Annotated in this window: 12 protein-coding genes and 1 tRNA gene; 8 read left to right on the plus strand and 5 right to left on the minus strand. The window is 34.6% G+C overall.

Translation table 11 applies throughout. From position 1 onward, the window contains the following. Positions 1-2: 2 nt before the first annotated feature. Both cysS and murJ read right to left on the minus strand, forming a co-directional pair. Positions 3-1,403 (minus strand): cysteine--tRNA ligase, encoded by a 1,401-nt coding sequence (cysS, locus tag OQK60_RS01410; RefSeq protein WP_297683343.1) that lies wholly within the window; start codon positions 1,401-1,403, stop codon positions 3-5. Further along, on the minus strand, positions 1,390-2,796 hold the full coding sequence (murJ, locus tag OQK60_RS01415; protein ID WP_297683345.1) for a murein biosynthesis integral membrane protein MurJ: 1,407 nt from the start codon (positions 2,794-2,796) through the stop codon (positions 1,390-1,392). Before murJ ends, cysS begins: the two co-directional genes overlap by 14 nt. Positions 2,797-2,896: 100 nt before the next feature. Here murJ and OQK60_RS01420 point away from each other — a divergent pair, with 100 nt between their 5' ends. The 8 genes from OQK60_RS01420 to OQK60_RS01455 all read left to right on the plus strand — a co-directional run bounded on the left by OQK60_RS01420 (position 2,897) and on the right by OQK60_RS01455 (position 10,983). Further along, on the plus strand, positions 2,897-4,807 hold the full coding sequence (locus OQK60_RS01420; RefSeq protein WP_297683347.1) for a flagellar assembly protein A: 1,911 nt from the start codon (positions 2,897-2,899) through the stop codon (positions 4,805-4,807). A gap of 13 nt (positions 4,808-4,820) precedes the next feature. Then, positions 4,821-5,387, plus strand: coding sequence for a Holliday junction branch migration protein RuvA (gene ruvA, locus OQK60_RS01425; protein WP_297683349.1), 567 nt, complete (start codon positions 4,821-4,823; stop codon positions 5,385-5,387). 15 nt (positions 5,388-5,402) lie between these two features. After that, positions 5,403-6,440, plus strand: coding sequence for a D-alanine--D-alanine ligase (locus OQK60_RS01430; protein ID WP_297683351.1), 1,038 nt, complete (start codon positions 5,403-5,405; stop codon positions 6,438-6,440). Beyond that, positions 6,440-7,177: an alpha/beta hydrolase gene (locus tag OQK60_RS01435; protein WP_297683352.1), complete on the plus strand. Its 738-nt coding sequence runs from the start codon at positions 6,440-6,442 to the stop codon at positions 7,175-7,177. Before OQK60_RS01430 ends, OQK60_RS01435 begins: the two co-directional genes overlap by 1 nt. Beyond that, entirely contained in the window at positions 7,178-8,623 is a 1,446-nt protein-coding gene (gene murF / locus OQK60_RS01440; RefSeq protein WP_297683353.1) for a UDP-N-acetylmuramoyl-tripeptide--D-alanyl-D-alanine ligase, read from the plus strand. Between the two features lie 8 nt (positions 8,624-8,631). Continuing rightward, positions 8,632-9,117, plus strand: coding sequence for a TRAP transporter small permease subunit (locus OQK60_RS01445; protein WP_297683355.1), 486 nt, complete (start codon positions 8,632-8,634; stop codon positions 9,115-9,117). Beyond that, positions 9,114-10,397 carry a TRAP transporter large permease subunit gene (locus OQK60_RS01450; protein ID WP_297683357.1) on the plus strand — a complete coding sequence of 428 codons (1,284 nt, stop codon included), beginning with the start codon at positions 9,114-9,116 and terminating at the stop codon, positions 10,395-10,397. Before OQK60_RS01445 ends, OQK60_RS01450 begins: the two co-directional genes overlap by 4 nt. Before the next feature lie 94 nt (positions 10,398-10,491). Next, positions 10,492-10,983 (plus strand): HIT domain-containing protein, encoded by a 492-nt coding sequence (locus OQK60_RS01455; RefSeq protein ID WP_297683359.1) that lies wholly within the window; start codon positions 10,492-10,494, stop codon positions 10,981-10,983. Positions 10,984-11,126: 143 nt separating this feature from the next. Here the strand turns inward: OQK60_RS01455 and OQK60_RS01460 are convergent. The 3 genes from OQK60_RS01460 to OQK60_RS01470 all read right to left on the minus strand — a co-directional run bounded on the left by OQK60_RS01460 (position 11,127) and on the right by OQK60_RS01470 (position 15,715). Continuing rightward, positions 11,127-11,201 (minus strand) — tRNA-Gln (locus tag OQK60_RS01460). 100 nt (positions 11,202-11,301) lie between these two features. Beyond that, a complete protein-coding gene (proB, locus tag OQK60_RS01465; protein ID WP_297683361.1) occupies positions 11,302-12,084 on the minus strand; it encodes a glutamate 5-kinase in 783 nt (260 codons plus the stop codon). Between the two features lie 43 nt (positions 12,085-12,127). Then, the gene (locus OQK60_RS01470; RefSeq protein ID WP_297683363.1) at positions 12,128-15,715 is read right to left on the minus strand and encodes a bifunctional proline dehydrogenase/L-glutamate gamma-semialdehyde dehydrogenase; all 3,588 of its coding nucleotides are present in this window, start codon (positions 15,713-15,715) and stop codon (positions 12,128-12,130) included. Positions 15,716-15,754: the final 39 nt, after the last annotated feature.

The following is a 15,754-nucleotide window of genomic DNA, read 5'->3' on the forward strand; positions in this document are numbered from 1 at the left end:
ACTTACACTTTTTCCCAAAAAGTGCCTTGTGGCGTATCCATTATGTTGACGCCAAAGGCTAAAATCTCATCACGAAGTTTGTCAGAAGCTTCAAAATCTTTGGCTTTTTTGGCTTCATCTCTTTTTTCTATCAACATGTCAATCTTTGCTTTTGTATCTTCCTCAATACCAAACTGAAAATACTCATACGGATTTTTAACACCAAAACCTAAGACTTTTTCTATATAAGCTAGATTAGAGATAGTCTCTTTTTTTAGTTGTTTATGCTTACCTGCAGAGTCAAGTGCCTCGTTTGCAGTTGAAATCATCTCATCGATTAGCGCTAATGCTAATGATACATTCATGTCATCACTAAGAGCAGTCAATAACTCATCTTGAAATGCTGTTTTATCAGAGTTCTGAGCTAATCCAAACAGGCGTTTTTTAAGTCTGTAAATCTTGTCTAGTCTCTTTTTTGATAATGCAAGGTCTTCTGTGTTAAAGTTGAAGTTACTTCTGTAGTGAGTACTTAGAAGGTAAAAGCGTAAAACCTCTCCGTCATACTCTTTAAGTGCATCTTTTAAAAAGAAAGAGTTTCCTAAAGACTTACTCATCTTCTCGCCGTCAATGTTTACAAAACCGTTATGCATCCAGTAGTTTGCAAGTGCGTGGTTTGTACCGCATCTAGTCTGTGCAGCTTCATTTTCATGATGTGGAAAAAGCAGGTCAGCTCCGCCACCGTGGATATCTACAGCAAATTTATTCTCAGGTTTTGCCAAGTGTTTTTCTACCATCGCAGAACACTCTAGGTGCCAACCAGGACGGCCTTTGCCAAAAGGAGATTCAAATGTGATAGTGTCATCTTTTACACTTTTCCAAAGGGCAAAATCAGCAGGGTTTTTCTTGGCAGATGAACTCTCTACACGCTGAAGTTTATCATCTTCATCTTGAACTCTATGTGATAATTTTAGGTACTCGCTGTCGCTTGAAGTATCAAAGTAAACATCGCCTTCATCAGTTGGGTAAGCGTGTTTATTGTCAATTAGTTTTGTAATCAGTTCTATCATAGCCTCAAGTGATTCCGTAGCCTTAGGCTCAATCGTAGGAAGCGATACTCCAATGGCCTGCATCTCTTTGTGAAAAGCTTCAGTATAAAAGTCTGTAATCTCTTTTATATCTTTGTTTGCTTCTTGTGCTTTTTTGATAATCTTGTCATCAATGTCAGTAATATTTCTAGCGTAAGTAACATCATAACCGTTAGCAGTTAGAACGCGCGTAAGAAGGTCAAAAACCAATGCAGACTTTGCATGCCCTAAGTGAGCGTCATCATAAACAGTCGGTCCACAGACATAAAGAGAAACTTTTCCTTCTTCTAATGGGATAAATTTCCGTTTTGTTTTTTGTACAGAATCAAATATAAGCACTAGCAAATTCCTTGAAAATTATAAGTAAAATTGTAAGTAAAATTGAGCCAACTACAAGATAGAGAGCATTTTTATTTCGAAGTATATCAAAAAAGTTTTTGACTCCAAATGCTTTGATAGTTAGAGTGAATCCTACAAAGCCGCTGATAGTACCTGCCAGAGCTAAACCGCTAGCTCCCATAGGTGATATAAGTGTCAACGCAAAAAGTATGTATGAGCCAAGAGAAAAGGTTGCTATTTTTGCAGCACGGAGCTGTTGTTCTTTTGCGTATAGCCACAGTAAAAAGAGTTTTTGAAGTCCATACGGCAGAAGTCCTATCATGTACATCTGTAAAACAAGTGTAGTATTTAAAGTATCTTCTGGTGTGAATGAACCTCTTTGAAACAGCAGCCAAGTTATCTCATGTGAAAGTACAATACCGCCTATGGCACTGGCAGTTAAAAGAAATGTTAAAAACCAAAATGCTTTTTTTAAAAAAGCTAATGCTTGAGTATCATCTTTGTTTTTTATATATCCTGCAACTCTTGGAAAAAGAGCTATTGAAGTTGCGATGGCAAAAAGAGCAAGGGGAAGCTGAAAAATACGGTTAGCATAGTAGAGGTAGCTTATGGAACCGCTTACTAAAAATGATGCTAAAAATGTATCTAAAAAAGCACTAACCTGTGGTGTTGAATTTCCCCAAATTGCAGGAAAAAACTGTTTTTTAAACTTCTTAGTCTCATTTGTAATCAGTTTTGACTTAATTTTTAAATATTTAAAGCCGCCAAATATAAGCTTAAATAGTCCAAGGTTGTATATGGCAATCATATGCACAATAAGTTGTAAAATACCGCCGATGACTACACCAAAACTAAGGTAGTAAACTATTTCTATTTGGCTTTTGTCTTGAGAAAAAAACAGAGCTAATATAAGGGAGATATTTAGCAGTGCTGTTGAAAATGCAGTAGTTGCAAAATGGTGTTTATATTGAAGTAATGTACTTAAAAATGTAACCATAAATATAAGAGGAAGATACCAAAAATTGATGGCAACAAAGGGTGATGCAATCTCTACAGTCTTATCATCAAAACCTACGGCAATTGCCTGTGTCGCAAGCCCTGGCAGAAGATTTACAAATAGAGTAATAATAAGTATGATTGACAAGAAAATTAAAAATATATTTGCTGAGAAAACAGACCTGTGTTTTGAAGAAGCATAAGCAGGAATAAAGACTTGTGTAAAAGCACCTTCGGCAAAGATGCGACGGAAGAGATTTGGCAGTTTAAAAGCAACAAAAAATATGTCACTGTATATGTTTGCACCAAGTGCCGATGCTGTAAGTAAATCTCTAAAAAATCCTAAAATCCTTGAGATTAATATTCCAAAACTATTGGTAAATATGGCTTTAAACATGGGCTTCTTTAGAATTTAATTATAACTTTTACGAAAGTTTAACAAATATTTGATTAAAATGTAGAGTTTAATTTTAAAAATTTAATATGGATTAATGTATATGGGATTATTTGGCTCAACAGACAAGCAAGCAGAACTATCTAAAACAATTCGTCCAACTGTGATAAAAACACAGAATGTTGCTAAAGAACTAATTGAAATTGCAAAGAAAAACTCTGTCAGTGTCAATAGTTTAGATTTTGACCTTTTAGAAACTGAAACATTTTCAAGAGAAAATGAAGAAAAGGGTGAAGTAGACTGGGAAGAGATAAGTGTTGAAAAGTTGCGTAGCTTAGATAATGCAACGGCAATTTTAAATCCAAAATTTGAAATAATGCAGACATACGAAATAGAAGTTTACTCCAAATCAGATGATTATGCTTTTAAAGACTTTCATGCTGCTGTTGGTGCTAATGCAACAAAGTGTAAAATTTATTTGAGTATAAAAGAGGGTTCTAAATTAACAGCTAGTCCAAGTTTTGAGAATGATTTTACAGACTACATCAATAAAAGTAAAATTCGTGCAGGAATATTAATAAACATTTTTGACAATATGGTTTCTGATTTTGTATCTAAAGTTTCAGCAATAGTAAAAGTAGAAGAAACTATGACATATGATGAAAATGAAACTATTTTAATCGCCGAATCATACGAACCAGTCCCTACTACCGATGATAATCTAATAATGCACTTTGAAAAAAAGAAGGCAATTGTTTCTGAAAATGAGAAAGTGGATTATTCAAATAGAGGATTTATACTCAGTGTTTTAGAAAATGATCTTTTGATAGAGTACATAAAACCAAAAATCGGAATAGCCGGCAGAAATTGTCGTGGAGAGTTTTTAGAGCCAACGGAGCCTTTGGTTAATCATGAGCCGACTTTTGGTGTAGATGATACTAAAATACAAACGGTAGACAATGAAAATTCTATTGAATATCGAGCCAAAGAGAGTGGGTATGTAACACTTGACGGTGCTGTCTATACAATAAAGTCAGACATGAATGTGGATACTATTGATTTTAAAACAACCGGTTCAATTTCTTCGGGACTAGACTCTGATGTATCGCTGAGCGTTAAAGAAAATGATTCGCAAAAAGATGCTATCGGCAATGGTATGACGGTAGAAGTCAGCGAGATAGATATTGGCGGAAATGTAGGTTCTAATGCAAAAATACATGCTAAGCGTGCGACGGTAGATGGGCAAACACATCAAAGTTCTGAAATAAAAGCAAATGATTTAACAATTAATGTGCATAAAGGCTTAGCAATCGGTGACAAAATAAATATAGCACGACTTGAACATGGAGAAGTTATCGGAAAACATGTTGAAATAGCTCAAGCTGCCGGTGGAGAGATAAGAGCCAAAGAGATAGAAATAGGAATTTGTCACTCTTATGTTAAAGCAACTGCTTCAAAGACAATAGAGATTAAAAAACTTCAAGGTAGCGAGAATGTTTTTACAATTGATCCATTGTTGCAAAAAAATAAAAAAGACGAACTTTGTGATAATCAACATGAGGTAGATGAGCTTAAAAAAAGTCTAAAATCAATACAGGCAGAGATAGACAAATATAAAAAGCTAATTAGAGATAATACAGCTTCTTTTAACGATATTAAAAAGAAACTGGTTCACAATAAAAACAGTGGTATTAAAATGCCGGCACCTCTTGTAAATAAATATAAACAATTTCAAAAAATGCAAGAATATTTAGAGTCTATAACTAGTGAACATAGTGCCAAAAATGACAAGCTAATGTTATTGACAACAAAAACAGCGTCTTTTCAAGATAGTATATTTGATGCAAGAATTATAAATAGAGATAGATGGCATGGGCATAATGAGTTGGTATTTAAACTTGTTGATCCCCCTATAGAGCTTAGTTACAAGCCTCCAGAAGATTCAGAAGACAAAATATTTGCTGTAGTTAATACGGAAGACGGAACATTTGAGATAAGGGCGGTACAAGAGTGAGATTTAATTTAAAATGATTGTTGGATTAAAAGGAAATATTGAGCACAAAGAACCAGGTTTTGTACATGTAGAAGTGAGTGGTGTTATATATGAAGTGTTTATATCTTTGCAAAGTTTTTCTGCTTTGGGGAGTGAGAAAGTCAAGCTTTTTACATCTCATATCATACGCGAGGATGCTCAACTACTATATGGATTTGTGGATCTTAGTGAAAAGAAGCTTTTTGAGAGGCTCATAAAAATAAGCGGGGTAGGTCCAAAAGTAGCTATGGCAATTTGTTCAACTTACACTCCTTCTCAATTTGCAACTGTTATAAGCAACAAAGATATAAACGGGGTAAAAAAAGTACCCGGCATTGGCCCTAAAAGTGCAGGTCGTATTTTAGTTGAGTTAAATGGCTTTGATATTGAACTTGTGTCTTCATCAGATGAACCAATGAATCAAGCTTATAATGAAGCGAGCGAAGCATTGGAATCTTTAGGATTTAAAAAAGATAAAATATCTAAAGCTTTAACAACATGTAGTGGCAGCGACACCGCTTCACTGGTAAAAGAAGCTCTAAAACTTCTACAAACAATTTAATCAAGGAAACATATATTGAAATTAACAATTTTATTCGGCGGCGCTAGTTTTGAGCATGAAATAAGTATAGTAAGTGCAATAACTCTAAAAGAAAAACTCTCAGATTTTGATTTAAGTTTTATTTTTTGTGATCAGGACCATACATTTTATCTAATAGAAGACTCAAAAATGAAGGCAGTTACTTTTAGTAATGGTGAACACAAAAAAATGCCGCAATTGACACTTGCCAATGGCGCATTTATCCAAAAAAGTATGTTTAGTTCAAAAGAACATGGTGGCGTGTTTTTAAACCTTATTCACGGTGCTGATGGAGAAGATGGAAGTATTGCGGCACTTCTTGACTTTTTTTCTCTTAAATATATTGGACCTAGGATAGATGCCAGCGTGTTTTCTTATGATAAAAGATATACAAAGTGGTTATGTGATGCTAGGGGTATTAAAAGTGTAAAATATGAAGAGTTAAGCATAGCTGAGCATGACCATATTGACATACCGTACCCTGTAATAATCAAACCGACTCGTCTTGGAAGCTCTATAGGTGTTAGTATCGTCAAAGATGAAAGTGAGCTTGATTATGCTTTAGATACTGCATTTGAATACGACAGCAATGTTATTGTTGAGCCATTTCTACAAGATGTAAAAGAGTATAATCTAGCCGGTTTTATGGCCAATGGAGAAATTCATTATTCTATAGTCGAAGAGCCTCAAAAAGAGGAATTTCTTGATTTTGAGAAGAAATACATGGACTTTTCAAGAAGCCAAAGAGTTTTAAAAGCGGATATAAGCAGTGCACTAGAAAAGAAACTAAAAAAGAATTTTGAAAAAGTCTATAAAAACCTGTTTGAGGGTTCACTTATAAGGTGTGATTTCTTTGTTGTGGATTCAGAGGTCTATCTTAACGAGATAAATCCTATACCGGGGTCTATGGCAAACTATCTATTTGAAGATTTTCATTCATCTTTAGAACTTCTTTCAAATTCACTTCCTCTTGTAAAAAGAGCGAAAGTAGATTATGCATATATTCACAATATCTCCAAAGCAAAAGGCAAATAATGGCTGTAAAGTCTATCCAATTTAATCATCATACTTTAGATATAAGTTATGAAATTTTAAATCCAGATGCAAAAGTTGATTTGATCATTCTTCACGGCTGGGGTAGCAATAAAGGTTTAATGAAAAAATCATTTGCACCTTATTTAAGCGGTTTTCGTCATATTTATATAGATTTACCGGGATTTGGAAACTCTACATGTAACTTGACTTTAACTACTAAAGATTATGCAAGAATTGTTGAGCTTTTGATGATTCACCTAAATGCAGCCAAAGATATAATACTCGGACACTCTTTTGGCGGTAAGGTTGCACTGTTGCTTGACCCAAAAGTACTTGTTTTAGTTTCAAGTGCGGGTATTTATGTTTCAAAACCTTTGAATGTAAAAATTAAAATAGCTATTTTTAAAGTTTTTAAAATATTTGGACTTGCAAAGTTTAGAAACTTTTTTGTAGCAGATGATGCGAAAACACTAAGCGAACCAATGTATGAAACATTTAAGAATGTTGTAAATGAAGATTTTTCGGATGAATTTTCAAAATACGAAGGCAAAGCACTTTTATGCTGGGGTGAAGACGATACGGCAACGCCACTAAGCAGCGCAAAGAAAATTAATACTCTTATTGATGATTCAAAGTTAATCACATATCCTGGCGATCATTTCTTTTTTATGAATGTTGCCAAAGATATATCTATAAATATAAAAGAAACATTTCTAAAAACACTGGAGCACAAATAAATGGATTCTTTTGAGATTTTAACAGCATTTGTTGTCAATGTACTTTTTGTAACCGTTCTTGGTTGGTATCTTATAACAAACCTGCAATGGTATGATTATAAACTCTCTCGTGTAATTTTAAAGCATCATAAACCACACTGGCATATACTGTACTTTCTTATACCGTTTATGGCTTATTACACAACGGGTAAGTTTTTTATAATTTTCTTCTTCTTTGCGGTTTTGCCGGCAATTTTTATTTGGCACAAGAAACTTGACAAGAAACTAGTTTTAACATGGAGAGTAAAAAGATTTTTAATTCTTTTAATATCTCTTGTTTTCTTTCAGGATGTACTTTGTACTCTAAAATCGGCATGTGAAACATATGGCGTATTTATGCCCTTAGCTCTTGCTTATGCCGGAAGTATTATGATTGAAGGTTTTCTCTTTATGTCGTTTAAAAAAGAGGCAAAAAAGAAGCTTAATGATATGAAAGATTTACGAATAATATGTATTACGGGAAGCTATGGCAAAACAAGTATAAAAAACTTTGTAGCGGAAATTTTAGCTAAAAAATACAAGGTATATGCTACTCCTAGAAGCGTAAATACACTTGGTGGGATTATTAAAGATATAAATGAATCCTTACCAGCTGAGACTGAAGTTTATGTTTGTGAAGCAGGCGCAAGAGAGAGCGGCGACATCTATGAAATAACAACTTTTTTAGAACCTCAAACAGTTGTTGTAGGTAAAGTAGGGCTTGCTCATATTGAGTATTTTAAAACTCTTAAAAATATTATTGCTACCAAGCTTGAGATTATGCAGTCTCCTAGACTTGAATCTGCATATATTCACACTTCCGTTACCGACGAGGCACATGAGAAAGTCTCTTTCTTCGGACATGAGATCCAAAATGTAAAATCCACTTTAGATGGAACTGATTTTGATTTAAACCTAAATGACGGTGTTTTATCTCTGCATACAAATATTCTTGGTTCGTTTCAAACTATGAATATAGATGTGGCAGTTAAAATTGCTAAAGAATTCGGACTTAGTAATGATCAGATTAAAGAAGCTGTAGCAGAGTTGACTCCGGTTGAGCATAGACTGCAAATGATAAAAACCGGCGGTAAACTCATTTTAGATGATGGCTACAACGGTAACATTGACGGAATGCTTGAGGGAGTGAGATTGTGCTCGCTTCATGATGGAAGAAAAGTTATGGTTACTCCAGGTCTTGTTGAGAGCACTGATGAGTTAAACTTAAAACTAATAGAAGCTATAAATGATGTTTTTGATATTGTAATAGTTACCGGTGCACTTAATGCTGAGCTTTTTAATAAACATCTAAAAGTCAAAAACAAAATTATGCTGCATGACAAATCTAAGATTCAAGATGTTTTAATCAAGCATACGCAAGCTGGAGACATCATTCTCTTTGCAAATGATGCACCGAATTTTATATAAGTAGATATATGAATTTAATAGATAAAAGCATAAAATATCTCGGCTATTTTACAGCTTTTATCTTGGCTATACTAGTTTTACTTGTTGTTTATGATGCAACAGCAAGATATCTATTCTCAACCGGTTCTATCGCACTTCAAGAGTTAGAATGGCACCTTTTTGACATTATCATTCTTTTTGGTATTGCATACACTCTAAAAGAGAACGCACATGTAAGAGTTGATATATTTTACGCCTCTTTTTCTGAGAAGAAAAAAGCTTTTGTAAACATCATCTCTTCGTTGTTTTTTATCTTGCCTTTTTCTTTTTTGATTATTTATATAGGTTTAGATTTCGTATCTCAGAGTTTTATTCAAAATGAGTGCTCATCAAATCCGGGTGGTTTAGAATATCGCTACCTTGTAAAAGCACTTATGCCTCTTTCTTTTGTATTTTTGTCGCTTCAAGCCATAGTTGATGCAAAAAGAAATTTTGACATGTGGAGAGCATTATGATTGCTCTATTTATGTTTGTAATAGTTTTAGCACTTCTTTTAGTTGGTATTCCGGTTGCCTTTGTTTTTGGTGCTGTATCGATAGTTTTTGCATTTTTTATCCCAGAACTTGGCTTTGAAGTTTTTTCTGTTTTGCCTTTTAGAATTTACGGAATCATGTCAAATACAACGCTTATGGCGGTTCCGCTTTTTATTACCATGGGATTATTGCTAGAAAAATCACTTATGGCAGAGCGGCTATTAACAGCAATGAGTTCACTGTTTCGCGGGGTGCGAGGCGGTTTGGCTGTGAGTGTTGTTTTGGTCGGAGCAATGCTTGCCGCTTCAACTGGAATTGTCTCGGCATCTGTTGTTATGATGAGTGTAATTGCTCTCCCCTTGATGCTAAAAGCAGGCTATGATAAAGGTCTTGCCTCTGGAACTGTGGCTGCTTCTGGGACATTAGGGCAGATAATTCCTCCATCAATCATACTAATCATTTTAGGCGATGTAATGAGCGTGAGTGTAGGCGATCTTTTTATGGGAGCAGTCTTACCAGGGCTTGTGCTTGTTGGACTATATGTGGCTTATATTTTGATTTATTCTTATTTCAAACCTGAAATTGCACCGATACCTAAAGACATAAAAAGTATTTCTACAAAAGAGGCTATTATCTCGATAGTTCCACCGCTTATTTTAATGGTTTCAGTTTTAGGAAGTATATTTGCCGGAATCGCATCTCCTACCGAATCAGCCGCATTTGGCGTTGTTGGTGCTATGTTACTGAGTCTGTTAAACAAATCACTCAACTTTGACATGTTGAAGTATGCTTCACTTGGTGCTGTTAAACTTAGCGGTATGATTTTTATGATTCTCATAGGAGCCACAGCTTTTTCGCTTGTCTTTAACGAACTTGGCGGAAGTGATTTGATACTTGAATTTTTTAGTGAAGATATTGGCGATGTATGGATATTTATAGCAATAGCGATGCTCAGCATATTTATACTCGGTTTTTTTATAGATTTTATAGAGATATCATTTATAATAGTACCTATTTTAGTGCCGGTAATGGAAGCTTTTGGCATAGACCCAATCTGGTTTGCTGTTTTGATAGCTCTAAATCTGCAAGCCTCATTTTTAACACCTCCATTTGGACTTTCGCTCTTTTTTTTAAAAGGAGCAGCAGGAAACACCATAAAAACCATGGAGATATACAAAGGAATCATTCCGTTTATTTTTCTTCAGCTTTTAGGACTACTTTTGGTTATAATATTTCCAGATTTAGTTTTTGCGTTTTTATAACTAGTTCGTAAAAGGAACAAAGTCCCTTTTACTTCGCTGGCGCCGCTGTGGCGACTAAAGATTGGCTCTTTGAGACAAAAAATAAAGGATTATTGTGGAAGATATTTTATACGCACCTTGGCGAGATGAGTATGTTACTAGCAAAAAGATTGAAGGCTGCGTTTTTTGCCATATAAGTGCTAACAAAAGTGAAGATAGTGACTTACATGTACTTTACAGAGATGAGCACTGTTTTATGGTTATGAACAAGTTTCCCTACACTCCAGGGCATTTTATGATTATCCCTCATATACATACTGATAAACTTGAAGATTTAGACAGCGAGATATGGCTGCATATGAGTTCTTTAGCACAAAAAGGAGTTAGACTCCTAAAAGAGGCTTTAAATGCTCCTGGTGTAAATATTGGTATGAATCTTGGAGCTGCCGGCGGGGCAGGGATAGCTGAACACATTCACATGCATATTGTTCCTAGATGGGAGCGTGATACTAACTTCATAACAGCTATTGCAGATACAAGAGTTTACTCTACAGATTTTGATAAAATATATAAAAAGATTAAGAGTTTGCTGCCAGAGTATATCTAGTTTTTTTTAGATTTTAGTACAAAATAAAATACTGCAGCTATAACAACAAAAACAAGAGTTCTAATAGTGAGAGTCAATCCGTCAGTTTCAGCCATATTGTGCCTTTTATCATATAAAGTATGCAATTATTGATTTTTATGTTGTGGATGGGGTAGAGGGATTCGAACCCCCGAATATCGGCACCAAAAGCCGAGGCCTTACCGCTTGGCGATACCCCATCATCGAAATGTAGATCTTTATCAAAATGATGCGGAATTTTATCAAATCGAAACTTATGCAAATCTGAAAAGAACAAAAAATAGATAACAAAAATTAATCTTATTTTTTATCTTTTTTCTCTTGCTTGTTAGTAAAGAGGGTGCCTTTATTATGAACTCCCTCTATTAAAAATTCTCTAGCAGATGTCAAATCGTAGCCATTACACAAAAACATATCTCTATTTTTATCCATAAGAAATTGGGCAGCTTTTAGTTTTGTGACTATTCCACCAGTTGCAAATTGAGAGTTTGGAGTATGCTTTTGATCTAACTCCTCATCTTTTATCTCAGTTACAAATTTTCTTATTTTTGCTTTAGGATTATCTTTAGGGTTAGAATCGTAATAACCGTCAATATCACTCAGTATTATAAGAATATCTGCGTTTGTATGGTAAGTAACATGAGCAGAGAGTTGGTCGTTGTCTCCAAATAGTTGATCTGGAGTTGTTGAGATATCATTTTCGTTAACAATAGGTAAAATATCATGCTTGAGTGTTCTCTCTATAATATCTTGAAAAATTCTAGTGTGCACTCTTGAATCAAAATCTTCCTCTGTTAAGAGTATTTGAGAGATAGTAACACCATAAATATCAAACATATTTTTATAAGAACTCATAAGAACAGATTGCCCGACAGAAGCTAAAACCTTTTTACTTGTGGGTATGCTTCTGTTTAATTTAACCGCTGTATATCCAGCGGCTACAGCACCAGATGAGACTAAGATAACTTCATATTTTTTTCTAGCTTCAGTAATCAAAGAGACTAGATGTAACATTCTCTCCTCTGCTATATTTGTTGTTTCTGTTAAAACACTGCTTCCGACTTTTATAACTATTCTTTTCACTTTTTTCCTTACTTTATTTAAAATTTCAATCTCAATAATCGATTTAAACCTCTTCTAATGTCAAACCTTGAATCCCTAAATTGCCGTATCTATGATAACTATTTGAGATGCTTTGCTCAATAAAATAGTGCATAAGCTCTAGGCGACCATGTGAGACAAACGGATTGTTTGCTATATATATTGCTTCGCTTGCAACTCTCTCATAAATATTTTGTCTTACATTATCTGGATGTAAAAATCTAACTCTTTGAACTTTAGGCATCATCTCTATTAGTTCATCTTCATCATCTCTTTTTATGCTATCTTCTTTACCTATAAATGAGGCTTGTTTTGATTCTAACCAAATGAATTCGGCTTTTTTGCTTCTTTTAGGAATAGATATATGAATTTTTGCACCAACCATTTTAATAGCCATAATAGTTGTTAAAATCTCATCTAATTCATCTTTTTCTTCCACTCTTAAAAGCACGCTCTCAACCGGAAGATAGCGAGTAATATTACTCTCACCTCGTATATGTGAATAGTCATGTTCTTTTAAAAACTCAACTTCATGCCAATGAGCAAAGTGAGAAATGTGACGAAGTGCCAGCTCACACTCATCATTAAATACAGTATCGCGAGTCAATAAACTTCTCATTTGGTCTATAAACTGTGTTGAGCAACTTTCATAAATATTAGTCTCTTTATAATCAATGTTCATAAATTGGCTAACATAATTAAATCCGCCAGCTTTTTTACCACTGCCAATAGCAGACTTTCTCATTCCGCCAAATGGCTGACGAATTACAATAGCTCCAGTCGTACCGCGGTTTATATAAAGATTTCCTGCAAGAATTTTATCTCTCCAGTAATCTTGTTCTCTTTTATCTAGCGTTTCTATGCCTGAAGTTAAACCATAGCCCGTTGAATTTACCAGCTCAATTGCGTGTTCTAGATTATCTGCGCACATTACACTAAGAACTGGACCAAAAAGTTCGTTCATGTGACAAAAATCATTCTTTTTTGTTCCCCATCTAACTGATGGTGTAAGCATATATGGGTTGCCTTTATCTGCGTAAGTTGGAGGAACAAGCCACTCTTCTCCATCATCAAGATATGTAAGAGATTTTTTAAGCTCTTCTGAGGGTAAATTTGCCAGAGTTCCAATACGATTGGAAAAATTCCACACTGAACCTGTTTGAAGTGATTCTACTGCTTCTTTTAAAGTTTTTTTGAAACCTTCATCTTCATATACCTCTTTTTCTAAAATAAGGAGTGAAGTAGCTGAACATTTTTGTCCGGAGTTGTGAAATGCAGACACAACTACATTTTTAATAGCTTGGTCTCTATCGGCAAGTGCTGTTACAATTGTTGCATCTTTACCACCTGTCTCTGCACTCAAGCTTATATCTGGGCGTGATTTTATGATGTTGTATGCTGTTTTTTCGCCACCTGTAAATATTGTAAAATTAATATCTTTACTTGGAATTACATGTTTACCAACTTCGCTTCCCACCGCTGGAAGAAACTGAAGTGTATTTTTACTTATCCCTGCATCCCAAAAACATTGACAAAGCCTATATCCACAAAGTATAGAATCTTCTGCGGGTTTTAGTATCACCGTATTTCCAGCGGCTAGAGATGCCACAATTCCTCCAACAGGAATAGCGATAGGAAAATTCCAAGGACTAATAACCAAGCCAACACCTTTACCGCTTGCTTGAACACCCGTAAGACCTGACATTTTTGCTACACTATAAGGGTAAAAATTTGCAAAGTCTATCGCTTCACTTACTTCTACATCTGTTTCAGTAAAAACTTTTCCAACTTCAGCGGCAGCTACACCAATTAAATCAGCTCTTGCCAATCTTAACTCATGAGCCACATCCATTAAAATCTTTTGTCTCTCTAAGTAGTGTAATTTTCTCCAACCATCTGGGTCCTCTTTTGCAGTAGCAACAGCTACTCTCATGTCATCTTCATTTGCTTGTGTATAATGCCCGGTTAATTTTTTCTCATGATATTGTGATTTGTCAATTACATCTATAATATTTTCATCTCTTTGTACAATTTTACCACCCACAACCGGATAAGCGTTAAAACCGCCAATTTCGCCAATATTTTGCCATTTGCTGCGGATACCCTCCGCCCATTTTCTATTTGCTTTTAAAACAAAATCTGTATCTGGTTCGTTTTCAAAATGATAATCTTTTGGGTCAATATTTTTTTTGCTTATCTCTTTGTTTCTATCTTGAGTTCTGTATGGTTTTTGATCGAGCGTTGGTATCAAAGCAATGGCGTCATCATAACTTTTTATAAGAGTTTCCCATGCAGGAGTATTAACTTCAAGACCAAAACTATGTCTTAAAAAATTTTGATCTGCTGTATTTTCATCAAATCTTCGAACCAAATAAGCAATAGCATTTGTAAAGGTATCTTTAGTAGCGGTAGGAGCGTAAAGTATTACATTTAATCCTTCATCTTTTAGCACCTCATAAGCTGCCTCACTCATCCCCTCTAACATCTCAGCAGAGCAATACTCTCGTGTGCCTCTCTCTTTTGCTAAAAGCATCGCTAAAGCATGGTCAAAAAGATTATGAGAGGCTACACCCGTATGAACATATGGTGCGACTTCTGGGTCTAGTAAAAAATCCATTGCTATTTTAAAGTTTGCATCACTTTGCGCTTTTGATGAATAAGTAACATTATTCCAACCTCTTAAAGATGCTTCGGTTAACTCCATCTCTTGATTTGCGCCTTTAACAATGCGGATTTTTATAGGAGCTCCACCATTAGCAACTCTGTTTTTAGCCCAAGACGCTAAATCTCTAATGTAAATCATAGCATCTGGCAGATAAGTTTGAATAACAATACCTGCATAAAAATTTTTAAATTCCTCTTGCTCTAAAACATTTTTAAATGAATCAATAGTAATTTCAATATCTCTATACTCTTCCATATCAAGATTTACAAATTTATGCTTATTTTTGCCATCTTTATCTTTGTAAGTGTTTTTCATAGCTGAGCGATAAACTTTTTCTAATTGCGCGGAGATTTTTGCAATATTATTATCATGAGCATGTGGAATTATTTGAGAAAAAAGATTTGAAATTTTTATAGAGAGGTAATCAACATCGGGATTTTGTAAAAGTTTTATATATTTATTAACTCTCTCCCCAGCTTCTTCCTCACTAAGTACTATTTCGCCAATAACATTGATATTTACACGAGTTCCCTCATCGCGTCTAGCTTTCATGTGCTTAGCTAAAAGTGGGTCTTCGCCTTTTATAACAATGCTACTAATGTCATTTCTAAGATACTTAATAAAAAGCGGTATAGATATAGAACTTACATAAATTCCCACATCACGAAACAACCATATAAGAATCTGCTCAAACTGAGAGAAAAAATCTGTACTTTTATATTTTGTAAATATATGCTCTAACTGGTCAGCAACTCTATCTGCATTTTTAGAACGAAAACTCTGGTCTAGCAACTCAATAAGAAATATTTTATTAATAGGGTTTTTCAACATTTTCATCATCATGTCATGAAAATCTTGCTCTTTACCTTTTCTTGATACCTGAATCTTTTTTTGCCATTCATAAGCTATGTTTTTTACTTCTTGGATTGTTTTTTCTGGTATGCTCATATGTTTTCCTCATTTGCTATTTCTTATCTTTAAATAAAA

Origin of the sequence: Sulfurimonas sp. (assembly GCF_026196735.1) — a bacterium.
Lineage (GTDB): Bacteria > Campylobacterota > Campylobacteria > Campylobacterales > Sulfurimonadaceae > Sulfurimonas.